We start from the raw sequence: 21,385 nt of genomic DNA on the forward strand, positions 1-21,385 counted from the left end.
CGCATGTCGGGGGGCGGGCGGGGCCGTAACGGCAATCACGTGGAGCCAATAGGTATGAAGATCGGCATCATCGGCCTCGGCCGGATGGGCGGTAACATCGCGCGTCGGCTGATGCGCGGCGGGCATGAAGTGGTCGTGTGGGATCGCAATGCGGAGGCTGTGTCCGCGCTCGGCGGCGAAGGTGCGATCACCGCCACCTCGCTTGATGATGTCCGCGACAAGCTCGACAAGCCGGCGATCTTCTGGGTGATGCTGCCCGCCGGTGCGCCGACCGAGGAGACGATCCAGGCGCTGTGCGGCGACACCTGCGCGGAGGGTGACATCATCATCGATGGCGGCAACACCTTCTGGAAGGATGACGTGCGCCGCGCCAAGGCGCTTGCCGAAAAGGGCGTCCATTACGTCGACGTCGGTACCTCGGGCGGCGTCTGGGGGCTGGAGCGCGGCTATTGCATGATGATCGGCGGCGACAAGGAAACCGTCGACCTGCTCGATCCCATCTTCGACACGCTCGCACCCGGCGTCGGCAGCGTGTCGCGTACCCCCAACCGCTCCGAGGATTGCGACCCGCGCGCGGAAAAGGGCTACATCCACGCCGGCCGCGCCGGCGCGGGCCATTTCGTGAAGATGGTGCACAACGGCATCGAATATGGCCTCATGCAGGCTTATGCGGAGGGCTTCGACGTCCTGTGGGGCCGCAACGTGAAGCATCTGCCCGAGGACGAACGCTTCGAGTTCAACCTGGCCGAGATTTCCGAGGTATGGCGCCGTGGCTCGGTCATCTCCTCCTGGCTGCTCGATCTCACCGCCTCGGCGCTGGCGCAGGACCAGACGTTGTCGAACTTCTCGGGCAATGTCGCCGATTCGGGTGAGGGGCGCTGGACGATCGACGCCGCGATGGAACAGGCGACACCGGTCGCTGTGCTGACCACCGCATTGTTCGCCCGTTATCGCAGCCGCATCGACGACATGTACGGCGACAAGCTTCTTTCCGCGATGCGCTTCGGCTTTGGCGGCCACGTCGAAATCCCGCAGTGAGCCGCGCCCGATGATGCTCCTCGTCAGCGATGTCGACGGCACGCTCGTCGACACCGCCAAGCAGCTCACGTCCGGCACGATCGCCGCGGTGCGCCGGCTGCAGGATGCCGGCTTCGGCTTCACCATCATCAGCGCCCGGCCAATGTCGGGCATTGCGCCGATCGCCGAGGCCCTCGCGCTCGACGTACCGATGGGCGCCTTCAACGGCGGCACGATCTTCCGCCGCGGCGGGGAGATCCTGTGCCACCACCGGATCGACGTCGCGGTGGCGCGGGCCGCGGTGGCGCAGGCGCATGAGCGCGCCGTCGACATCTGGGTGTTCGCCGGCGACCAATGGTACGCGACCAGCGTGGACAATCCGCACGTCGCCAGTGAGCGTGTGTCCTCCAATCAGGAACCGGTGATCTGCGCCGGCTTCGACGATTTGCTCGATCATGCCGACAAGATCACCTTTGTCAGCGACGACCATGCGGCGCTCGACACGTTCCGCGATTCGCTCCAGGCAGAGTTCGGCGATCAGGCAACGATCGCCAAGTCGCAGAGCTATTATCTCGATATCACCGCGACGCGTGCCAACAAGGGCGACGGTGTCACCATGCTCGCCGACGCGCTTGGCTTCCCGCTGACCCGCACCATCGTGATCGGGGATCAGGCCAACGATCTGCCGATGTTCGCCCGCGCCAATCGCGCCATCGCGATGGGCAATGCCACCGACGAGGTGAAGGCGCAGGCAGGCGACGTCACCATTGCCAATAGTGAGGATGGCGTCGCACACGCCATCGACCGATTCATCCTGGGGAGAATGATGTGAAGCAACTCGTTGCCTTTGATCTTGATGGCACGCTGGCCGAGAGCAAGCAGGCGATCCAGCCCGACATGGCGGCGGCGCTGGCCGAATTGCTCACGGTCGCGCATGTGGCCGTGATCTCGGGCGGCGACTGGCCGCAGTTCGACAAGCAGGTCGCCAGCCAGCTTCCGGAGAATGCCGATCGCGCGCGCCTCTGGCTGATGCCGACCACCGGCACGAAGCTCTACACCTTCCGCGACGGTCAGTGGGGCTCGGTCTATGCCGAACTCTTCACCGACGATCAGAAGAAGAAGATCCTGACGGCCTTCGACGAGGCGCTGGAGGCGACCGGCTTCGTCCCCGAGCAGACCTGGGGCGAACGGATCGAGGATCGCGGCAGCCAGATCACCTTCTCCGCGCTCGGCCAGCAGGCGCCGATCCACGCCAAGGAAAGCTGGGACCCTGACTTCGCCAAGCGCAAGGTGATCCAGGCCGACCTCAAGAAGCGTTTGCCGGGCCTCTCGATCAACATGGGCGGCGCGACTTCGATCGACATCACGCAGGAGGGCGTCGACAAGGCGTACGGGCTGAAGCGCCTGCGCGACGAAAGCGGCATCCCGCTCGACGCGATGATGTTCATCGGCGACGCGATCTTCCCGGGCGGCAATGATTATCCGGCCAAGGAACTGGGGCTCGATACCGTCCGCGTGCGCGATCCGCAGGAAACGCTGAGCGTGATCGCCGCGATCGTCGCCTGCCAGAAATAGGCACCGGTTCGAAACAGGAGAGGGGGGCTGCCGGGACCGCGGGCGGCCCCTTATTCTTGTGGCCCGCGCCGCTCAGCGCGTCAGCACTGCCTTCGCCCGCCCGGACAGCCGCTCGATCGCTGCCTTGTGGATCCCCTGGCTGCTAGTGATGACGCCGAACGCCTGAGGATCGGGCTTGTTGAACACCAGCGCGCCGCCCAGCGCATCGGTGACGCAGCCGCCCGCTTCCTGCGCGATCAGCGCGGCCGCGGCGATGTCCCATTCATTGCCCCAGCGCAGCGTGGCGACCAGGTCGGCGCGGTCGTCAGCTACCATCGCCATGCGCAGCGCGATCGAATTGGGCTTCTCCACCATGGCAAGGTCGCGGTCCGCCTTGGGTAGCGCATCGGTCGGCACGCGTGATCCGGCGAAGTCGGTGCGCTGGCTGGCAGTGATCGGCCGCTGGTTCAGCGTCGCGCCGCACCCTGCCGTCGCCTGCCACAATTCGCCGCGCGCCGGCGCATCGAGCACGCCGACGACTGCGCGCCCGTCCTCGACCAGCGCCACCGACACGGCCCAGCCGGTCCGCCCGCGGATATAGTCGCGCGTGCCGTCGATCGGGTCGACCACCCAGATCCGCCGCCGCTGCAGGCGCTCCGGGCTGTCGGCGGTTTCCTCGGACAGCCATCCCGCGTCGGGCAGCAGCGCGCTCAACCGCTCGCGCAGCATCGTGTCGACCGCCAGGTCTACCTCACACACCGGGCTGCCCGCTTCCTTCTCCCACCGCGCGAAATCGGTGCGGAACTGCGCCATCGCCAGCGCCCCCGCCTCGCGCGTGATGCCGGCAATCGCGGCCGTGAGGTCTTGGAGCGGCGGCATCACCCTCCGGCGACCGTCATCCCGTCGATGCGAACCGTCGGCACATTGGTGCCATAGCGGAACTCAAGGTCGGTGGCCGGGGTCAGGTTCAGGAACATGTCCTTCAGATTGCCGGCGATGGTGAACTCCGCCACTGGCCGGGTGATCCGTCCGTCCTCGATCAGGAAACCGGCCGCGCCGCGGCTATAGTCGCCGGTCACCGGATTGACGCCGTGGCCGATCAACTCGATCACATAGACGCCGCGCTGGATGTCGCCGATCAGCGTTTCGACCGGCACATGGCCCGCGTGCATGTAGAGGTTGCTCGTCGTCACTCCCGGCGCCCCGCCGACGCCCCGCGCGGCATGGCCGGTCGGCTCCAGCCCCAGCTGCCGCGCGCTGGCGCTGTCGAGCAGCCAGGTTTCCAGCACGCCATTGTTGATGATGTCGCACGGCGACACCGGCAGCCCCTCGCCATCGAACGGCCGCGAACGCAGCCCGTGCGGGCGATGCGGATCGTCGGAGATCGTCACGCCGTCCGCGAACACCTTGGCGCCCAGCGAATCGAGCAGGAACGACGTGCGCCGCGTGATCGCCTGTCCCGCGATCGCGCTGGTCAGATGGCCGAGCAGCCCGGCGCCCACGCGCGGATCATAGACCACCGGCATCGACGCGCTCTCGATCCGCCCGGGGTTGAGCCGCGCCACCGCGCGCTCACCGGCGCGCTTGCCGACGTCCTCGGGGCTCTCCAGCCGGCTGCGGTGGCGCGCGGAGTGGAAGCCATAGTCGCGCTGCATCCCGCCGCCTTCGCCGGCGATCACGCTCGCCGACAGGCCATAGGCGGAGGTGGAATAGCTGCCGGCAAAGCCGTGGCTGGTCGCCAGCGCCCACACGCTGCGCGATGCGCTCGCGCCGCCGCCCTCGCTGTTGGTGACGCCGGCAACGGCCAGCGCCGCTTCCTCGGCGCGCATCGCCATGTCGCGCAGCGTCGCCGGGGAAACCTCCTCCTGATCATCGAGGTCGAGCAGCGGGGCCGTGCCGCGCATCAGCCGCGCCTCGGGGGCGAGCCCCGCCCATTGATCCTCCGGCGCCTCGCGCGCCATCGCCACTGCCCGCTCGACCAACGCGTCAAGCGCGGCCGGCGACAGATCGGAGGTCGACACGCTCGCCGATCGCTGCCCGATGAACACGCGCAGCCCCAGGTCCTCGCTCTCGGACCGGCCCACGTCCTCCAGCTTGCCGAGGCGGACGGAAATGTCGTTGGAGGCGTCGGCGGCAAACACCGCATCGGCGGCGTCCACGCCCGCGGCAACGGCACGGGCGACGATATCGGCGGCGCGATCCTGCGCCTGGGCGGAAGTCAGCATGGCATGCGACTTAGGGGGCCGCACCGCCCGTTGCTAGGGTGAACCCGCGTCAGAGCGGCGTTCCCACCACCAGACAGGCCAGGAACATCAACAGGCCGGCGAAGCGGTTGGCGCGGAATCGCGCCAGCGCGCCAGCGCCATCATCGGGGCGAAGCGTCGCCACCTGCCAGCCAAGGTGCGCCGCCATCGGCAGCAGCGCGGCCAGCACCAGCGGGTCGGGCCGGCGCAGCCACAGCGCGCCCGCCCACAACAGCAGCGCCAGCGCGTAGCAGATCGCCGTGCCCGCGCGGACATGCTGGCCCATCCGCAGCGCGGACGATCGCACGCCGATCAGCGCATCATCCTCGCGGTCCTGCAGCGCGTAGATCGTGTCATAGCCGATCACCCAGAAGATGCCGCCGGCGTACAGCAGCAGGCCCGGCGCGGTCAGCGATCCCCACGCCTCCATCCATCCCACCAGCGCGGCCCAGGAGAACACCAGCCCCAGCCACGCCTGCGGCCACCAGGTGATCCGCTTCATGAAGGGGTAGCCGGCGACCAGCGCGAGGCTCGCGATCGAGACGAGCGCGGTGTCCAGCCGCAATTGCAGCAGCACGACCAGCCCGATCAGGCTCAGCACGCCCAGCCAGGCAAAGGCGGCCTTTACCGATACCGCGCCCGACGCCACCGGGCGCGAACGGGTCCGTGCGACGCTCGCGTCCAGGTCGCGATCGACGATGTCGTTGTACACGCATCCCGCGCCGCGCATCGCGATGCTGCCGACCAGCAGCCACAGGATCAGGGTCCAGCGGTTCACCGCCTCGCCGGCCAGCGCGACGCCCCATGCACCCGGCCAGAACAGCAGCCACCATCCGATCGGCCGGTCAAACCGGGCGAGCAGGGCATAGGGCCGCACGCTGGCGGGCAGCATCGCGATCAGGCCGCGGTGCTCGCTGTCAGGGGTGATCTCGGCGGGGCGGGGGTGGGGAGCGCTGGTCACGGCCGACTGACTACCCCCGCTGCCGCGGTTTCGCCACAGCCCTGTGGCAGGAGAAGCGCAGAGCCGTCCGGGCTTGCAAGCGATCCCGCTGTGCTCGGCGTCGCGCACCGCCGCCGCGGGGCCGACGCTTGGCGGCATGCGTTGTGCCCCCGGTGAATGTAACACAGGACGATCAGGATGCCCGATCACAAACTTGCACGCATGATGACGCTGGCGGTCGGTGCCATGGTGCTGACGACGACGACCGCGGCGGGGCCAGCGCTGGCACAGGGTAAGTCCGGCCTCGACGGCATCTGGCGAAACGACAGCGACAGCGTGCGCATCCGCGTCGCGCCGTGCGGTGGCCAGCTGTGCGGAACAGTGGTGCAGGCGAGTACGAAGGCGAAGGCGGATGCCGCCGCCGGCGGCACGGTGCAGTTGGTCGGCACGCAATTATTCAGCGGATTTCGCCGCGGCGACGACGGATTGTGGTACGGCCGTGTTTATGTGCCGGACATCGCTCAGGAATTCGACGGGACCATCGATCAGGTCGATCGCGACACGATCGTCGGCAAGGGGTGCCTGTTCGCCAATTTCGCCTGCAAGTCGCAAACGTGGCGGCGCGTCCCCGGCGCACAGAAATGATCGACTGATCGGGTGAAGCGCGCCGCATGATTCATCTGTCCGTTGCCGTCGGCCGCTTCGTCGAAGCGTTGTTCTACGCCATCCTGCGCGTCGCCGGGGTGATCACCGGGGTCGTGCTTCTGGTCGCGCTCGCCGGGCTGGTCCTGTTTCTTCTCGCACGCTGGATGATCGGGCGGGGGCGCCGTAAGGGCGCGGGCCGATGATCGCTACTCCTGCCTGGCCACCGCGCTCCACGCCGCGCCTCTTCCTTGATCGCCCGCTCGGCATCGGCCCGGTACAGGTCGACGGGCCGGCGGCGCATTATCTCGCCGGCGTGATGCGCGTGAAGCCGGGTGATCCGGTGCGATTGTTCGATGACGTGACCGGCGAATGGCTCGCGATCGTCGCCGCGGCCGGCAAGCGCGACCTCACGCTCGACATCACGGAGCAGCTTGCCGTGCGCGAGGCGGTGCCTGACCTGTGGCTGGTCGCCGCGCCGCTCAAGAAGGGCCGGGTCGACTGGATGGCGGAAAAGGCGTGCGAGCTGGGCGTCGCGCGCTACGTCCCCGTCATCACCCGTCGCACGGTGGTGGACAAGCTCAACCTCGATCGCCTGCGCGCGCATATGATCGAGGCGGCCGAGCAGTGTGGCCGCACCGCGCTGCCGCAGGTGGCGGAGGCCGTGAAGCTCCCCGCGCTGCTGCGCGACTGGCCGGCCGACCGCGCGCTCTATTTCGCCGACGAGCTGGGCGGCGTCGCTGCGCGCGACGCGATCCGTCCTGGCCCGGCGGCGATCCTGATCGGCCCGGAGGGCGGCTTCGACGATGACGAGCGCGCCGCGATCCGCGCGCTGCCACAGGCCGTCGGGATGGGGCTCGGACCGCGTATCCTGCGTGCCGACACCGCCGCGGCCGCCGCGATCGCGGTATGGATGGCGGTCGCCGGCGACTGGTGAACGCCGTCTTGGCGAAACACCTAGCGGCCGTCACAAAGCCCCTTTAAGGCCGCGCCATGACGACGAAGACCGTTTCGGATAGCAACTCGCCGCTGATCGAGTCGCGTGACCAGCTGATCGCCAGTTTTGCGAAGGGCGAGAAGGCGAGGGACCGCTGGCGGATCGGCACCGAACACGAAAAGTTCGTCTATTCACGCGCCGATCATCATGCCCCCAGCTGGGACGAGCCCTCGGGTATTCGCGCGCTGCTCACCGAATTGCAGCAATATGGCTGGAAGCCGGTCGAGGAGGGCGGAAAGATCATCGCGCTGACCGGCGCCGACGGATCGGTCAGCCTGGAACCCGCCGGCCAGTTCGAGCTTTCCGGCGCCCCGCTCGACAATCTGCACCAGACCTGCGCCGAAACCGGCCGCCATCTCGATCAGGTGAAGGCGGCGGGGGACAAGCTGGGCATCGGCTTCCTCGGCCTTGGCATGTGGCCGGACAAGACCCGCGCCGAACTGCCGATCATGCCCAAGGGCCGCTACGCCATCATGCTGCGCCACATGCCGCGCGTCGGCACGATGGGCCTCGACATGATGCTGCGCACCTGCACGATTCAGGTGAACCTCGACTATGCGAGCGAGGCGGACATGGTGCAGAAGTTCCGCGTCGGCCTCGCGCTCCAGCCGCTCGCCACCGCGCTGTTCGCCAATTCGCCCTTCACCGAGGGAAAGCCCAACGGCTATCTCAGCTACCGCAGCCATATCTGGTCGGACACGGATCCGGCGCGCACCGGCATGCTGCCCTTCGTGTTCGAGGACGGCTTCGGCTACGAACGCTACGCCGACTATATGCTCGATGTGCCGATGTACTTCGTCTACCGCGACGGCAAATATATCGACGCCGCCGGGCTCAGCTTCCGCGATTTCCTGAAGGGCGAGCTGTCCGTCCTTCCCGGCGAGTTGCCCACGCTCGACGACTGGAACGATCACCTCTCCACCGCCTTCCCGGAGGTCCGGCTCAAGACTTTCCTGGAGATGCGCGGCGCCGATGGCGGCCCGTGGAACCGCATCTGCGCGCTCCCCGCGCTCTGGGTCGGCCTGCTCTACGATCAGGGCGCGCTCGACGCTGCCTGGGACCTCGTGAAGCACTGGTCGATGGAGGCACGTCAGGCACTGCGCGATTCGGTGCCCCGGCTCGGCCTCGACGCCCCTGTCGCGGGTCGCGGCACGCTGCGCGATATCGTTGCCGAGGTGCTCGACATCGCCAATGCCGGTCTCGCCGCCCGCGCCCGGCTCAACTCCTCGGGCGACAATGAAACCGGCTTCCTCGATCCGCTGCGCGACATCGTGCGCACCGGCAAGGTCCCCGCGCAGCAGCTGCTCGATCGCTACAACGGCGCATGGGGTGGCGACGTGTCGAAGGTCTATGAGGAGCAGAGCTTCTGATCGGGACTTGCCGACGTGGCTGACGGCCGTCCTTCGCGCCGGACCCCGCGCCGCATCGGCCTCCTCGGCGGCTCGTTCAACCCCGCGCACAAGGGGCACCGGCGGATCAGCCTCGCCGCGATCAATGCGCTCGACCTCGACGAAGTCTGGTGGCTGGTCTCGCCCGGCAATCCGCTGAAGCCGGCCGACGGCATGGCGCCGCTGCCTGCGCGGCTCGCCTCCGCCCGCCGCGTCGCACGCGCCGCGCGCATCCGCCCGACCGATATCGAGGCGCGGCTCGGCACCCGCTACACCGTCGACACGCTCGCCGCGCTGGTGCGCCGCTACCCGCGGCACCGTTTCATCTGGCTGATGGGCGCGGACAATCTCGGACAGTTCCACCGCTGGCGCGACTGGCGCCGCATCGCCCGGACGATTCCGATTGCAGTTATCGCGCGTCCAGGATATGATGCTGCTGCCCTCGCGGCACCCGCGACGGGTTGGCTGCGGCGCTTCCAGAGGCCCGCACGCCAGGCGAAGAACTGGACCGAGTGGAGTGTGCCAGCCCTGGTGCTGCTACGTTTCCGCCCTGACCCGACCTCCGCGACGCAGCTGCGCGCCGCAGATCCTGCCTGGCATCGGCGCTATGCGCTCCCCATATCAGCAGCCAAACCTTTCACCCAGGAGTGAACTTGCCCGCTTCCGCCAACGCCTATCGATCCCCTGACGCTGACAGCGTCGCGGCATTGCATAAGCTTGTCCTCGACAGCCTGGACGATGATCAGGCCGTCGACACCATCTCGATCCCGCTCGCGGGGAAGTCGTCGATCGCCGATCACATGGTGGTCGCCAGCGGCCGCTCGACCCGTCAGGTCGCCTCGATGGCGACCAAGCTGGCCGAGAAGATCAAGCGCGACACCGGCCGCTCCCCGCGGATCGAGGGGCTGCCCACCGCGGATTGGGTGCTGATCGACGCCGGCGACGTGATCGTCCACCTGTTCCGCCCCGAGGTACGCTCCTTCTACAATCTGGAGCGCATGTGGTCGTTCGGCGACGCGCCGTCCCCGACGCCGACGGATCAGGCATCCCCCGGGAACGCCTGACCTGCTGCTTCACATCGTTGCGCGCGGACGGATCGGGCGCTCGCCCGAATCCGAGCTGGTCGACCGCTATCTGAAGCGGATCGCCTGGCCGACGCGCGTGACGGAGCTTCCCGATCGCGGCGGCAAGATCCCCGATGTCCCCGCCGCCACGCGCCGCGTCGTGCTCGACGAAACCGGCAAGGTCCTGTCCTCGGTCGAATTCGCGCGCCAGCTCGAACGCTGGCGTGACGATGGCGTGCGTGAGGCGCGCTTCATGATCGGAGCCGCTGACGGCTTCGGCGATGCCGAGCGCGACGGGGCGGACCTGCTCCTGTCCTTCGGCCGCGCCACCTGGCCGCACATGATGGCGCGCGCGATGCTCGCCGAACAATTGTTCCGCGCTACCTCCATCCTTGCCAATCACCCTTATCATCGCGAAGGCTGACCGCCGATGCGGATGGGGGAGACAGCAATGCTCGTGGGGGCGGCGATGCTGCTCGCCAGCGCCACCAGCGCGCCCGATCCGATTGCGGTCGAACGCCGCCGGCTGACGCAAGCGAAGCAGGAGGCGGCCCGCGCCGCCGCCCGCGCCCGCGATCTGGAGCGCCGCGCCGCGCAGCAGCAGGATGCCGTCGCCCGCGCCCAGGCCGAGGAAAAGGCGGTTGGCGCCCGCATTCGCCGCGCGGAGGCCGATGTCGCCGCCGCCCGCGCCCGGCTCGCGCTGGTGGAGGCGCTGCTCGCCCGCCAGCGCGCGGAACTGGGGGAGCGACAGCAGCCGGTCGCCCGGCTCGTCGCCGCGCTTGCCTCGCTCGCCCGCCGTCCCGCGGCGGCGGCGATCGTCCAGCCCGGCTCGGTCAGCGATCTGGTCCATGTCCGCGCGGTCCTGGGCAGCACCTTGCCCGCGGTGCGCCGCGACACGGCCGCGCTGCGCACCGATCTTGCCGAAACGCGAAAGCTGCGCGCCGACGCGACGCTCGCCACTGCCGCGCTCGACCAGAGCCGCACCGCGCTGCTCGGGGAACGGCAGCAACTCGCCGCGCTGCGCGCGCGCCACGCGGCGGCGGCGCTGCAATATAATCGCGACGCCTTGATCCAGTCTGATCGCGCCATCGCGATGGGGGAGGAGGCGCGCGACATCATCGATCGCATGGCTGCGATCGGCGAGACGCGCGCCACGCTCGGCACGCTCGCCGCCTTACCCCCCCCACCAGCTGCACCCGCCGCAAGCCCGTCACCACCGGCCCGCACCGCCGCCTATCGCCTGCCGGTCGCCGGCACGCTGGTGACCGGGCTTGGCGAGGTCTCCGAAAATGGCGTGCGCGCCCGCGGGCTGACGCTGGCGGTGCCGCGCGGCGCGGCGGTGGTCGCGCCGGCGGCCGGACAGGTGGTCTTCGCCCGCCCGTTCCGCCGCTTCGGCACGATCGTGGTGATCGATCACGGCGCCGGCTGGAATACGCTGGTGACCGGGCTGGGCAGTGCCGGCGTGACGCGCGGGAGCAATGTCGCGGCGGGGCAGGCGATCGGCCGCGCGCCGCGCACCGCGCCGACGCCGCAGATCACCGTCGAGCTGCGGCGACGCGGCCAGCCGGTCGACATCACGGCGCTGCTCGATTGATCGCTGAAAATCGCCCGACATCCCCGCGTGATGCCGCGCGATGCTCAGCCTCCATTAAGCTGCCGGCGTGCTTTGCTCGCCGGCGTGAAAGCCGCTAAAGCCTGTCGATCCGGTACGCCCTAGGACGCACACCTATGAAGTTCCCGCTGCTTTCCGCCACTGCCCTGGTCGCGACGCTGGCGCTCGCACCCGTGACCACGGGGGCGATGGCGGCGGTGGATGCCAGTGCCTATCGCGAGATGGAACGCTTCATGGACGTGTATAATCGCGTCAAGGCGGACTATGTCGACAAGGTCACCGATGCGCAGCTGATCAAGGGCGCGATCGACGGCATGCTCGCCTCGCTTGATCCGCATTCGGGCTATGTCGACGCGGCCGATTACGAAAATCTGCGCATCGCGACCGAGGGGAATTACGGCGGCCTCGGCCTTACCGTCTCGCTGGAGGATGGCGCGGTGAAGGTCATCGCCCCGCAGGAGGATTCGCCCGCGTGGCGCGCCGGGATCAAGGCCGGCGACTATATCACCCACATTGATGGCAAGCTGATCTACGGCGGCTCGCTTGATGAGGCGGTGGCCCAGATGCGTGGCAAGCCGGGCTCGAAGCTGGCGATCACCATCGTCCGCCCCGGCCGCGACAAGCCGATGGAGCTGACGCTGACGCGCGAGCTGATCGTCCAGCGCCCGGTCAAATGGGAAGTGAAGGGCGATGTCGGCTATCTCAACATCAACACCTTCTCCGAAACCACTGGCGCCGACACCCGCGCCGCGATGGTCGCGATCGAAAAGGCGCTCGGCCGCCGCCCGCTCGGCTATGTCGTCGACCTGCGCTCCAACGGTGGCGGGCTGCTGACCCAGGCGATCGAGGTCGCCGACGTCTTCCTCGAGGGCGGCGAGGTCGTGTCGCAGCGCGGCCGTGAGAAGGGCGATATCGAGCGTTATTACGCCAAGCCCGGCGACATGGCGCACGGCCTGCCGATCATCGTGCTCACCGACAGCGGTACCGCCTCGGCGTCCGAGATCGTCGCCGGCGCGATCCAGGATCATCACCGCGGCCTCGTCATGGGCGAGCGGACCTTCGGCAAGGGCTCGGTGCAGACGCTGCTGCAACTCGGGCCGACGACCGCGCTGCGCCTCACCACCGCGCGTTATTATACCCCGTCGGGCCGCTCGGTGCAGGAAGGGGGCATCGAACCCGATATCGCCGTGCCGCAGATCAGCGACCCCGACTACAAGTCGCGCCCGGTTTTCCGCGAGGCGGATCTTCGCCGCCACCTCATCAATGAGGTGAAGGCCGACGACAAGATCCTCGAGGAGGATACGAAGGACGATCCGCGCTTCTCGGCAACGCCGGACGAACTGAAGAAGCAGGGCGTGGAGGACTTCCAGCTCTGGTACGCGCTGAAGACGATCGCGCGGCTCGGCGGCCCGCCGCAGGTCGCCGCCGTCACGGCATCGATGAAGAAGGATGTTGCGGCGAAGTGACCCAGTCGCAGACACGCGCGCGTCTGATCGCGCTGCTTTTGCCATTGCTGCTGCTGGCGGGTGCCTGGGGATCGCAACTGATCGGCGGGCTGGCGCCGTGCGAGATGTGCCACTGGCAACGCTGGCCGCATTATGCCGCGGTCGTCTGCGCGGCGTTCGCGTTCATCGTGCCGGGTCGCTCCAGCAAGGTGACGATGACGGCGGTGGCCGCGCTGCTGATCGCGCTCTCCGGCCTCATCGGCGTGTTCCACGCCGGCGTCGAATATCATTGGTGGCCCGGCATCACCGCCTGCTCGACGATGGCCGGGGGGGAGGGCGTGTCGACTGACGAGATGCTCCGCCGGATCCTCGCTGCGCCGGTCGTGCGGTGCGACGCGGCACAATGGACGTTGTTCGGCGTTTCCCTGGCTGGGTACAATGCCATCCTGTCGCTCGGTGGAGCCGCAGTGATCGGCGTCTTGATTGGAAAGGCACGATGAACTGGAAACCCGGTGATCGCCGGCGCGATACCAAGGCGATGATCCGCGTCGATCAGGCCGGTGAATTCGGCGCGACGCGCATTTACGCCGGGCAGCTCGCCATCATGGGCCACCGCTCGCCCGCCGCGCGCGAGATCGCGGGCATGGCGCTGCAGGAGGAACGCCACCGGCAGTTCTTCGACCGGCTGATCGCCGAGCGCGGCGTGCGGCCGACCTTGTTCCAGCCGTTCTGGGACGTCGCCGGCTTTGCGCTGGGCGCGGTCACGGCCGCGATCGGGCCGGAGGCCGCGATGGCCTGCACCGCGGCGGTCGAGACCGAAATCGACAAACATTATGCCGAGCAGCTGGTTGAGCTTGGCACGGACGATCCCGAACTCAGCGACGCCATCGCCGAATTCCAGGCGGAGGAGCTGGAACATCGCGACAAGGCGCTGGCCAGCGGCGCGGAGGATGCGCCGGCCTATCCGCTGCTGTCGGCGGTGATCCGCCTCGGCTGCCGCGCGGCGATCGCCACCGCCAAGCGGATCTGAAGGAGAGTTGGAGCGATGCGATTGATCGGAACGTCGGTGCTGGCCCTGCTGATCGCCAGCCCGCTGGCGGCCCAGACGGTACAGACGGCGCCGGTCGATGGCGCGCCGGTGTCGCCGCCCAAGGTCGTGATCGTACCCCCGCCGTCGAAGCCGGTGGCACTGCCCGGCGCGCCGCGCGCCAGCCGCCAGACCGTCTCGACCGAAACCGCGCGTGGCGCCCCGGTCAATGGCGTGCTCGTTCTCTACGGCAACGAACGCTGCCCGACGAACAGCAATGGCGAGGAAATCGTCGTCTGCCAGCGCCGCAGCGCGCAGGAGCAATTCCGCATCCCGCAGGAAGTGCGCACGCTCGAGGTGACGCCGGAGAACGAAAGCTGGGCGGCGCGTGAAAAGGGCAACCAGGACGTCGGCGCGGTCGGGGTCGGCTCGTGCAGCACGGTCGGCGCGGGCGGCGCGACGGGCTGTTTCGTCCAGAACGCCCGCCGGTCGAAGCGCGAGGCCCAGGCCCGCGAACAGGGCGCCAATCCGAACCTCGATCCCTTCTGATCGCATCTGGCCGGGGTGCGGCCGAACGCGGCCAATTGTCTCCAAAGGCGTCACGCAAACAGGCCGCCGGCACGACGATGGCGGCCGTTCATCACCCGGCATTCCGGCCGGATCAGGATAGGAGAGGCCCGTTGCGCGTCGCATTCCTGCTGTTCCCCAACGTCACCCAACTCGACCTCACCGGCCCCGCCCAGGTGCTCTCCCGACTCGGCGGCGATGCCCGTCTCGACCTCGTCTGGAAGACGCTGGACCCGGTCCCCACCGACGCCGGTTTCTCGATCCTCCCGACCGCCACCTTCGCCGACGTGCCGACCGCGGACATCATCTGCATACCCGGCGGGATCGGCGTCAATCAGGTCATCGCGGATGATGCCGCAATGGCGTGGGTCGAGCAAATTGGCACGTCTGCGCAATGGGTTACCAGCGTCTGCACCGGGTCGATGATCCTCGGCGCGGCCGGTCTGCTCCGTGGCTATCGTGCCACCTCGCACTGGGCCTGGCGCGACCAGCTCGCGCTGTTCGGCGCCACCCCCGTCGCCGAACGCGTCGTCGTCGACCGCAACCGAGCGACCGGCGGCGGCGTCACTGCCGGCATCGATTTCGCCCTGACACTGACCGCCCTGCTACGCGGCGAAGACCATGCCCGCGGCGTCCAGCTCGGCCTCGAATACAACCCCGCACCGCCCTTCGACGCCGGCACCCCGGCCGAGGCCGGCGAAGCGCTGGTCAGCGCCTTCGAAGCGCGCATGGAAAAGGCGGCGCCTGGCCGCCATGAAGAACTGCGCGATCTCGCCGCGGCGCGCGGTTTTCGCTCGTGATCGCAACCAGATAGCCGAGAGCGCTAATACCGATATCAGGGTGGCCGCGATCGCGGAACGAGCGGAAATCACCCGAAAGCAGCACATGTAATGGCCGCTCCCCGAACGGAGAGAAGCCGATGAGGAGCGACGCCGCGCCTCTGCCAACCGCTATCACCTGGATTGCGCTCCCTTCATTGCCGCTGCATGGCTCCGGCACAACAGCGAGGACGCAGATGGACACTGGCACGGAGCAAGGGAGGGAAGGCCCCCAAGGCGCGCCGATGTCTTCGATCGTTGCCAAGCCACTCGTGGTACTGGGCGCGCTTTGCTTTGTGCCGCTTGCCGTCAGCGTCGCCGCCGGCGGACGCTTGATGCGCGGCCAGTGGCGCGGTCTTGGCCGCGATGCCGTCGCCGTGGCGCGTGCCACGACCGCGGCTACCCGCGCGACGCTCGGCGCACTTGCGGACCGCCGCTGAAGCCTTGCTCCACTGATTTTCCACTCACCCCGCGTCGTTCCAGCGACCACCCGGTGAGCAACATGTTCAGATGGGCCTGCAGAGGGGCTGTATCTGTGGTTGCCATCCTGGCAGGGCGCGCGCGAACGCGGGACAGGGCAGTGGCCAGATCCTGCTCCGCATCCACCACTTCGATCAACCCGCGCGCGGCAAAGGCGGTGCAAATTTCCAGCTGGTGATCATCATAATGTTCGCCCAGCGCGAACAGGCGCGGGACGGCAATGACACGACACCCTTGTTGAAGGGCGGTGATCAGCGAACCGGTGCCGCCGTGGCAGATCACGATATCCGCGCGCTGGAGGATGCCTTGCACCGCCGGGAAGGGAATTGCCTCATGCACTTCCTCGATCGCGTCGGGTCGGGCGCTGGTGTCGCCCACCTGCAGGATCACATGCTCTGGCAATAGACCGTCCCTCTTCGCCGCCGCGACGAGGGTCACCAGCCGATCGAACGGCAAGGTCGCGCCGACCGTCGCGAACACGATCGGCTCCTTCGCGGGGCGCTCGTCATCGATCAGGCGCAGGGGATCGAAGGCCACGTGCGCCCCCCAGCCGTCCGCCGATGCGTGTGACTGGGCAATCCGCACATGCGCGAGTGGTCCCGCGATCCGCGCGAAGACGGATGGCGCGGTGAACCGGGCGAAACTGTCGATCAGGATGATGCGCGCGCCCGCCATGCGCGCAAACAGCAGCATGAAGAACATGGACCCCGCGCCCGTGGTGAGCACGGCCTCGGGCCGTTCGCGCAGGACGATCCGCAGCGATTGGCTGAGGTTGCGCACCGCGGCCGCGATCATGCGGAACGGGGCGCCGAGCCGCGCCTGACCAAGCGCGCAATGCGCAACGTACATCGTCCGATGTTGCGCGCCGATGGAGCGCCCTAGTGCGAGATCCTCGGTCACGAAGAAGAAGTCGTGCGCGCGCCAGACGGGCTCCAGATCCAGGATTTGCCGCACATGTCCGCCGCCGGAGGCGCACAGCGCCAGCTTCAGTGGCCGCGGCTCGGCGTCCGTGCCCGTGCCAGCCCGCCCTCCCTTGCTGACAGGGGCGGCCGAGAGATCGGCGTCCAAGGCGGTGCGAAGCTGAAGCACGAGCGTAGTTCCCGGACTGCGCGGCCACGCCGGTCAGGGCGGCAGCGGCTGGTTCATGCCGCGTCATACCGCCCACCGCCGCTTCACTGCGCGGAGACCCGTCCGAAATGGCACCGTTAGTCTGCGCGCCGCGGGGTACGGCTGGTTACCATAGGGCGGAAAGGATGGCCGCGGCTGTCCCTCGGATCAGTAATGAGCACCATTTCGGACGGGTGCGCGCGATGAGGAGGCGTACGGCCACGATGCTCCGGTCAGGTGGGCTGCTTAGAGATCCGCGCCTTTCGTCCCTCGCGCCCGTGCTTCGCCGCGCGCTGATCGGCATCGTGCTGAGCAGCGCGGTGCTCAACGTGCTGCTGCTCGCCGGCTCGATCTACATGATGCTGGTCTACGATTTCGTGCTGCCGGGACGCAGTCTTCCCACCCTCTTCGGCCTGCTGATGATGGTCATCGCGGCCTATGTGTTTCAAGGGATGCTGGACGCCCTGCGCGGGCATGTGCTGGTGCATCTCGCCAGCAATGTCGACGCGGCGCTGGAGTTGAAGGCGCATGATCTGGCGGTCACGCTTGCGCGCCTCAATCCGGCGAGGGACTCAGGTCAGCCGGTGCGCGACGTCGATCAGGTTCGCCAGTTCCTCGGCGGGAGCGGGCCGACCGCGCTGGTCGATCTTCCATGGGTGTTCTTCTTCGTTGGTATCCTTTTCCTTCTGCATCCCTGGCTCGGCGCCACCGTGCTGGCGGGCGCTATCGTGCTCATCGCGCTCACCGTCGCGACGGAGTGGATCAGCAATTCGGCCACCGCGCAGTTGGTGCGGCTGAACCGCGATCGCCAACAGGCCATCGAGACGAGCCAGCGACACGCGGAGACGCTTTACGCTATGGGTATGGAGGGCCAGATGGGCGCCCGCTGGCGTGCCGCCAACGGGGCCTATCGGCAGGCGCAGGTGCGGCTTGGCGGCAAGAGCAGCGTACTCGTCACGTCGGGACGGATCTTCCGCATCTTCCTCCAGTCGGTGGTGCTGACCGTGGGCGCGTTGCTGGTGCTCAGCGGAAAGGCGAGCGGCGGCGTGATCTTCGCCAGCTCGATCCTGTCCGCCCGCGCGCTCGCCCCGATCGAACTCGCTATCGCCAATTGGCGCGGGTTTGTCGGCGCACGGCAAAGCTGGCAGCGGCTGGGCGACGTGATGGCATTTGGCGGGGAGGCACGCGCCGTACAGCCGCTGCCGCCCCCGCGCAGCACCATGTCCGTCGAGGCGCTGACCTTGGTTCCTCCCGGCGCGAGCGAGCCTACCGTGCGCCACGTCTCCTTCGTCGCCTATGCGGGGGAGGCGATCGCGATCATGGGGGCGAGCGGGGCGGGGAAGTCCACCTTGCTTCGCGGCATCGCTGGCACCTTGCCCCCGCTCGCTGGAGAGGTGCGGCTGGATGGCGCAACCATGACACAATGGCCGCGCGATCTGCTGGGACGGGAGATCGGATTTCTGCCGCAGAACGTGGAATTGCTTCCGGGCACCGTGGCGCAGAACATCGCCCGCTTCGACCCCGCAGCATCCGTGGATACGATCATTGCCGCTGCTCAGCAGGCCGGTGTCGACGAAATGATCCAGCAGCTGCCTGACGGTTATAATACCGACGTGGGAACCGACGGGCGCCGGCTGTCGGGTGGCCAGCGGCAGCGAATTGCCTTGGCGCGCGCTCTCCATGGAGATCCGTTCCTGATCCTGCTGGATGAGCCGAACGCCAATCTCGACCCGGTCGGAGAGGCCGCGCTTGTCGAGGCAGTCGGCGCGGCCACGGCCCGGGGCGCGGTTGTCATCGTGGTAGCGCACCGTCCCTCCATCCTGGCGGCGATCGATCACGTCCTGCTCATGAAGGAGGGGCGCGCCGTGGCATATGGTCCAAAACGGACTAATCTATCGCAAGTCTCTATGGACGCGCAAAGTGCTTGATGTGAAAAATGTCACTGTTCGTACTGGGAAGGGGCAAGGACGGTGACGTACTATCCCTCCATTTCTGCGCCATCTCAACTATCAGCACCCTGTCCGTCGTGCTGAAAAAGGCCCGCCAATGATCGGAGTCGTTCCGAATATTGGGGGCAACACACGCCCAATGGCTTCTTTGCTAGGAGGGTACGATGGCAGACTATGTTTCGGGAACAGAAAACAGGGATGATATTTCTGCTACGCGCAATGACACGACTCTTGCCGGCAAGGGCGGGGACGACGTGCTGCGCGGCGGCCGTGGCGACGACATTCTGGTCGGCGGCGCGGGCAATGACCAACTGTACGGCGGCGCTGGTGCCGATCAGTTCCGCTTCTTCGGCAACCAGGTCGGTGGCGCGTCCGATGTGGACTCGATCTATGATCTGAATTTCGCGCAGGGCGACAAGCTGGTATTCGGTGAATACAATGGCTTGTTCGACACCGACGCGCCGGGTCTGAACGGCTTTGCCAACGGGGACTCGGCGATCATCACCAGCTTCGAGGGGCTGGCAGCAGCCTATGAAGCGTCGGGCGGCCGTATTACGTACAGCGGCAACGCGGCTTATGACCTGCTGATCATCAACTTCGAAACCGGCAACGGTTCGACCCAGACGCTGCGTATCAGCAATGGCTATGCGGCGTTCACCCAAGAGCTGTCGAGCTGATCAGGCTCGTCGTGCCGCAAGAGACAGGGGCGTCGCGCATGCGCGGCGTCCCTTCCCTGCGTGGATTCACCTCGCGATCGCGCGGTGCAGGCTCCACGCCCGAGCACCGGCGCTCTCTGGAAGGGCAGGGCGCATGATACGGCTGACGGCAGCCGACACGATCAGCAATCGGTCTGCTCACGAGCGTGTGGCGCTGGCGAAACGCAGGGCGATACCGGGTATTGCGATCCTTGGGCTCGCCTTGTCATTGCTGCCGGTCGGCTATGCTCTGTATCTGATGCTGCTGATCGACATCGCTCTTCCCGGGCGGAGCGGCAGCACGATTGTGGGCCTGCTCACCCTCGCGGCCGCCCTTGTCGTTCTCCACACGGTTCTTCTCGCCACGCGTCATCGGCTGTTCGCTCATCTTGCTGCCGCTTATGATCAGGCGGGCGGAATGACGGAGCGCCTCGATCCGATACGTAAAGCCCTGGTTGGGCCAGCGGTACCAGCGCTGATCGATACCGCGTGCATACCCGTGGCGCTGATCGTTCTGGCGCTTGTCGGCGGGCCCGTCGCGCTGGTGCCGCTCGCTGGCGCGATCGTGATCCTCCTCGTCCTCGCACCATCCGCTGGAAAGCTGGCGCGCGACCGCGATGCGGCGCGATCGGCCTACAGGCTGCGCGACGTGGAGGCGGCGCTGGGCCAGCCACGCCGCGCCCTTCTCGCCTTGCTTGGGTCGGGGCAGCACGCCAGCGCAACCGATGCTCGCTATCGGCGTCAGGTTTCGTCGGCGGAGCAGCTTGCCAGCTGGCACGAGGGGCATGCCGTGCGACTGGTCGGTCTCACCGCTACGCTGTTCCTGGCGGCGACGGCCGCAGCCGCCACTTGGCTGATGGCCTCCGATGCGGCGAGCCACGGCGCCTTCGCGGCAACCATGTTGCTGGCGACGCTGATCTTCTGGACGCTGCATCGTCTGGCGACTCATCTGGCAGTGCTGAGCGCCGCCAGGCAGGCGTGGCGCGCGTTCGAGGAGAGCGTCAACACAATCGAGGCACCCCGCGCCCTCGTTCCCCTCCCGCCGCCCGTGCGCCGCCTTGAGGTGAGCAACGCTGCCCTGCCCGTACATGGTACGCGGCGGATGATGTTGCAGGAGGTCAGTTTCGCCGCGCAGGCGGGGGACGTGGTGGCCGTCATCGGCCCGGCGAATTGCGGCAAGTCCGTGCTGCTGAGGATGCTGGCAGGGCAGGTGCGTGCGGTTGCCGGCACCGTAAGGCTCGATGGCGCCACGCTGGACCAATGGGATGACGACGCTCGTTCGGCCCACATCGGCTATCTGCCCACCGTGCCCGAGCTGATGCCCGGGACAGTGGCGGCCAATATCGCCCGATTTGATCCCGCGGCCGACCCCGCTTTGGTCACGCGCGCCGCGTTGGCAGCTGGCGCTCATGATGCGATCGTCCGCTTGCCGAATGGCTACGATACGGAGCTTGCGCAGCACGATGCGCCCGCGCCGGCGCTGTCGGTGCAACATCGCATCGCGCTCGCACGCGCGCTGTACGGGGACCCGTTCCTCCTCCTGCTCGACAACCCCAGCGCCTTCCAGGATGGGGAGGGCAATGCTGCGCTACGCCGCTGTCTCGCTGGCGTGCAGGAACGCGGCGGGATCGCAATCGCGGTGGGGGATTCGGCCGCCATCATCGACAGCGCCAATCTGGTGCTCGTCCTTCGCAAGGGCGGCATGGCTGATTTCGGCACCAAGGAAGATGTGCGTGCCCGCATGGCCGAGCGTCAGCGGCGGGATGCCGAACGCCTTGCCCAGACGTCCGTATATGCCGAGCCACGGGTGGCTGATCCCGTCGTTCGCGACCGAGAGTGA

The 21,385-nt window shown here is 67.9% G+C and carries 24 protein-coding genes; 20 read left to right on the top strand and 4 right to left on the bottom strand.

All coding sequences use genetic code 11. The features are described 5' to 3' along the window. Positions 1-3 precede the first annotated feature (3 nt). The 3 genes from gnd to CA236_RS09995 are packed head-to-tail and all read left to right on the top strand — an operon-like array spanning position 4 to position 2,592. Positions 4-1,038 carry a phosphogluconate dehydrogenase (NAD(+)-dependent, decarboxylating) gene (gnd, locus tag CA236_RS09985; protein WP_331386552.1) on the top strand — a complete coding sequence of 345 codons (1,035 nt, stop codon included), beginning with the start codon at positions 4-6 and terminating at the stop codon, positions 1,036-1,038. 10 nt (positions 1,039-1,048) lie between these two features. After that, entirely contained in the window at positions 1,049-1,849 is an 801-nt protein-coding gene (locus CA236_RS09990; RefSeq protein WP_125945496.1) for a Cof-type HAD-IIB family hydrolase, read from the top strand. After that, positions 1,846-2,592: an HAD-IIB family hydrolase gene (locus CA236_RS09995; RefSeq protein ID WP_046406944.1), complete on the top strand. Its 747-nt coding sequence runs from the start codon at positions 1,846-1,848 to the stop codon at positions 2,590-2,592. Before CA236_RS09990 ends, CA236_RS09995 begins: the two co-directional genes overlap by 4 nt. A 72-nt stretch (positions 2,593-2,664) precedes the next feature. Here the strand turns inward: CA236_RS09995 and CA236_RS10000 are convergent, their stop codons facing one another. The 3 genes from CA236_RS10000 to ubiA are packed head-to-tail and all read right to left on the bottom strand — an operon-like array spanning position 2,665 to position 5,706. After that, positions 2,665-3,450 (bottom strand): 3'(2'),5'-bisphosphate nucleotidase CysQ, encoded by a 786-nt coding sequence (locus tag CA236_RS10000; RefSeq protein WP_125945497.1) that lies wholly within the window; start codon positions 3,448-3,450, stop codon positions 2,665-2,667. Further along, positions 3,450-4,796, bottom strand: coding sequence for a metallopeptidase TldD-related protein (locus tag CA236_RS10005; RefSeq protein WP_125945498.1), 1,347 nt, complete (start codon positions 4,794-4,796; stop codon positions 3,450-3,452). Before CA236_RS10005 ends, CA236_RS10000 begins: the two co-directional genes overlap by 1 nt. A gap of 49 nt (positions 4,797-4,845) precedes the next feature. Continuing rightward, entirely contained in the window at positions 4,846-5,706 is an 861-nt protein-coding gene (gene ubiA, locus CA236_RS10010; protein ID WP_241212610.1) for a 4-hydroxybenzoate octaprenyltransferase, read from the bottom strand. A gap of 246 nt (positions 5,707-5,952) precedes the next feature. Between ubiA and CA236_RS10015 the strand changes: the two genes are divergently transcribed. From CA236_RS10015 to CA236_RS10075, 14 genes are all read left to right on the top strand, one after another. After that, entirely contained in the window at positions 5,953-6,399 is a 447-nt protein-coding gene (locus CA236_RS10015) for a DUF2147 domain-containing protein (RefSeq protein WP_125945500.1), read from the top strand. A gap of 26 nt (positions 6,400-6,425) precedes the next feature. Then, entirely contained in the window at positions 6,426-6,602 is a 177-nt protein-coding gene (locus tag CA236_RS18770; RefSeq protein WP_164518904.1) for a hypothetical protein, read from the top strand. Further along, on the top strand, positions 6,599-7,333 hold the full coding sequence (locus CA236_RS10020) for a 16S rRNA (uracil(1498)-N(3))-methyltransferase (RefSeq protein WP_046406934.1): 735 nt from the start codon (positions 6,599-6,601) through the stop codon (positions 7,331-7,333). The genes CA236_RS18770 and CA236_RS10020 overlap by 4 nt, the downstream gene beginning before the upstream one ends. A 56-nt stretch (positions 7,334-7,389) precedes the next feature. After that, positions 7,390-8,763 (top strand): glutamate--cysteine ligase, encoded by a 1,374-nt coding sequence (locus CA236_RS10025; RefSeq protein ID WP_125945501.1) that lies wholly within the window; start codon positions 7,390-7,392, stop codon positions 8,761-8,763. A gap of 15 nt (positions 8,764-8,778) precedes the next feature. Next, the gene (locus CA236_RS10030) at positions 8,779-9,432 is read left to right on the top strand and encodes a nicotinate-nucleotide adenylyltransferase (RefSeq protein ID WP_125945502.1); all 654 of its coding nucleotides are present in this window, start codon (positions 8,779-8,781) and stop codon (positions 9,430-9,432) included. Between the two features lie 2 nt (positions 9,433-9,434). Continuing rightward, positions 9,435-9,845 carry a ribosome silencing factor gene (rsfS, locus tag CA236_RS10035; protein ID WP_046406929.1) on the top strand — a complete coding sequence of 137 codons (411 nt, stop codon included), beginning with the start codon at positions 9,435-9,437 and terminating at the stop codon, positions 9,843-9,845. Position 9,846: 1 nt separating this feature from the next. Beyond that, positions 9,847-10,269, top strand: a complete 423-nt coding sequence (locus CA236_RS10040) for a 23S rRNA (pseudouridine(1915)-N(3))-methyltransferase RlmH (RefSeq protein WP_046406927.1) — start codon at positions 9,847-9,849, stop codon at positions 10,267-10,269. Positions 10,270-10,296: 27 nt separating this feature from the next. Next, a complete protein-coding gene (locus CA236_RS10045) occupies positions 10,297-11,439 on the top strand; it encodes a peptidoglycan DD-metalloendopeptidase family protein (protein ID WP_241212598.1) in 1,143 nt (380 codons plus the stop codon). A gap of 134 nt (positions 11,440-11,573) precedes the next feature. Beyond that, on the top strand, positions 11,574-12,923 hold the full coding sequence (locus CA236_RS10050) for a S41 family peptidase (protein WP_125945504.1): 1,350 nt from the start codon (positions 11,574-11,576) through the stop codon (positions 12,921-12,923). After that, the gene (locus tag CA236_RS10055) at positions 12,920-13,402 is read left to right on the top strand and encodes a disulfide bond formation protein B (RefSeq protein WP_046408494.1); all 483 of its coding nucleotides are present in this window, start codon (positions 12,920-12,922) and stop codon (positions 13,400-13,402) included. The genes CA236_RS10050 and CA236_RS10055 overlap by 4 nt, the downstream gene beginning before the upstream one ends. Continuing rightward, positions 13,399-13,932 (top strand): demethoxyubiquinone hydroxylase family protein, encoded by a 534-nt coding sequence (locus CA236_RS10060; RefSeq protein ID WP_125945505.1) that lies wholly within the window; start codon positions 13,399-13,401, stop codon positions 13,930-13,932. The genes CA236_RS10055 and CA236_RS10060 overlap by 4 nt, the downstream gene beginning before the upstream one ends. A 15-nt stretch (positions 13,933-13,947) precedes the next feature. Beyond that, the gene (locus tag CA236_RS19105) at positions 13,948-14,478 is read left to right on the top strand and encodes a hypothetical protein (protein ID WP_241212599.1); all 531 of its coding nucleotides are present in this window, start codon (positions 13,948-13,950) and stop codon (positions 14,476-14,478) included. A gap of 131 nt (positions 14,479-14,609) precedes the next feature. Then, complete coding sequence (locus CA236_RS10070; protein WP_241212600.1) at positions 14,610-15,296, top strand: DJ-1/PfpI family protein; 687 nt, start codon at positions 14,610-14,612, stop codon at positions 15,294-15,296. 263 nt (positions 15,297-15,559) lie between these two features. Further along, positions 15,560-15,754 carry a hypothetical protein gene (locus tag CA236_RS10075; protein ID WP_125945507.1) on the top strand — a complete coding sequence of 65 codons (195 nt, stop codon included), beginning with the start codon at positions 15,560-15,562 and terminating at the stop codon, positions 15,752-15,754. Here the strand turns inward: CA236_RS10075 and CA236_RS10080 are convergent. Next, positions 15,714-16,862 carry a glycosyltransferase gene (locus CA236_RS10080; RefSeq protein WP_125945508.1) on the bottom strand — a complete coding sequence of 383 codons (1,149 nt, stop codon included), beginning with the start codon at positions 16,860-16,862 and terminating at the stop codon, positions 15,714-15,716. The genes CA236_RS10075 and CA236_RS10080 overlap by 41 nt on opposite strands. A gap of 317 nt (positions 16,863-17,179) precedes the next feature. Between CA236_RS10080 and CA236_RS10085 the strand changes: the two genes are divergently transcribed. The 3 genes from CA236_RS10085 (at position 17,180) to CA236_RS10095 (ending at position 21,385) form a co-directional block, all read left to right on the top strand. Then, positions 17,180-18,829 carry a type I secretion system permease/ATPase gene (locus tag CA236_RS10085; RefSeq protein WP_164518905.1) on the top strand — a complete coding sequence of 550 codons (1,650 nt, stop codon included), beginning with the start codon at positions 17,180-17,182 and terminating at the stop codon, positions 18,827-18,829. A 185-nt stretch (positions 18,830-19,014) separates the two neighbouring features. Next, on the top strand, positions 19,015-19,527 hold the full coding sequence (locus CA236_RS19270; RefSeq protein WP_082102827.1) for a calcium-binding protein: 513 nt from the start codon (positions 19,015-19,017) through the stop codon (positions 19,525-19,527). A gap of 133 nt (positions 19,528-19,660) precedes the next feature. Continuing rightward, positions 19,661-21,385, top strand: coding sequence for an ATP-binding cassette domain-containing protein (locus CA236_RS10095; RefSeq protein WP_164518906.1), 1,725 nt, complete (start codon positions 19,661-19,663; stop codon positions 21,383-21,385).

Origin of the sequence: Sphingomonas sp. ABOLG (genome assembly GCF_003950435.1) — a bacterium.
Lineage (GTDB): Bacteria > Pseudomonadota > Alphaproteobacteria > Sphingomonadales > Sphingomonadaceae > Sphingomonas > Sphingomonas panaciterrae.

Bases quoted from the DNA above. Each gene is read 5' to 3' on its own strand.
- gnd (WP_331386552.1), top strand. From the start codon at position 4: ATGTCGGGGGGCGGGCGGGGCCGTAACGGCAATCACGTGGAGCCAATA.
- CA236_RS09990 (WP_125945496.1), top strand. From the start codon at position 1,049: ATGATGCTCCTCGTCAGCGATGTCGACGGCACGCTCGTCGACACCGCC.
- CA236_RS10000 (WP_125945497.1), bottom strand. From the start codon at position 3,450: ATGCCGCCGCTCCAAGACCTCACGGCCGCGATTGCCGGCATCACGCGC.
- CA236_RS10005 (WP_125945498.1), bottom strand. From the start codon at position 4,796: ATGCTGACTTCCGCCCAGGCGCAGGATCGCGCCGCCGATATCGTCGCC.
- ubiA (WP_241212610.1), bottom strand. From the start codon at position 5,706: ATGCTGCCCGCCAGCGTGCGGCCCTATGCCCTGCTCGCCCGGTTTGAC.
- CA236_RS10015 (WP_125945500.1), top strand. From the start codon at position 5,953: ATGCCCGATCACAAACTTGCACGCATGATGACGCTGGCGGTCGGTGCC.
- CA236_RS18770 (WP_164518904.1), top strand. From the start codon at position 6,426: ATGATTCATCTGTCCGTTGCCGTCGGCCGCTTCGTCGAAGCGTTGTTC.
- CA236_RS10020 (WP_046406934.1), top strand. From the start codon at position 6,599: ATGATCGCTACTCCTGCCTGGCCACCGCGCTCCACGCCGCGCCTCTTC.
- CA236_RS10025 (WP_125945501.1), top strand. From the start codon at position 7,390: ATGACGACGAAGACCGTTTCGGATAGCAACTCGCCGCTGATCGAGTCG.
- CA236_RS10045 (WP_241212598.1), top strand. From the start codon at position 10,297: ATGCTCGTGGGGGCGGCGATGCTGCTCGCCAGCGCCACCAGCGCGCCC.
- CA236_RS10050 (WP_125945504.1), top strand. From the start codon at position 11,574: ATGAAGTTCCCGCTGCTTTCCGCCACTGCCCTGGTCGCGACGCTGGCG.
- CA236_RS10060 (WP_125945505.1), top strand. From the start codon at position 13,399: ATGAACTGGAAACCCGGTGATCGCCGGCGCGATACCAAGGCGATGATC.
- CA236_RS19105 (WP_241212599.1), top strand. From the start codon at position 13,948: ATGCGATTGATCGGAACGTCGGTGCTGGCCCTGCTGATCGCCAGCCCG.
- CA236_RS10075 (WP_125945507.1), top strand. From the start codon at position 15,560: ATGTCTTCGATCGTTGCCAAGCCACTCGTGGTACTGGGCGCGCTTTGC.
- CA236_RS19270 (WP_082102827.1), top strand. From the start codon at position 19,015: ATGGCAGACTATGTTTCGGGAACAGAAAACAGGGATGATATTTCTGCT.
- CA236_RS10095 (WP_164518906.1), top strand. From the start codon at position 19,661: ATGATACGGCTGACGGCAGCCGACACGATCAGCAATCGGTCTGCTCAC.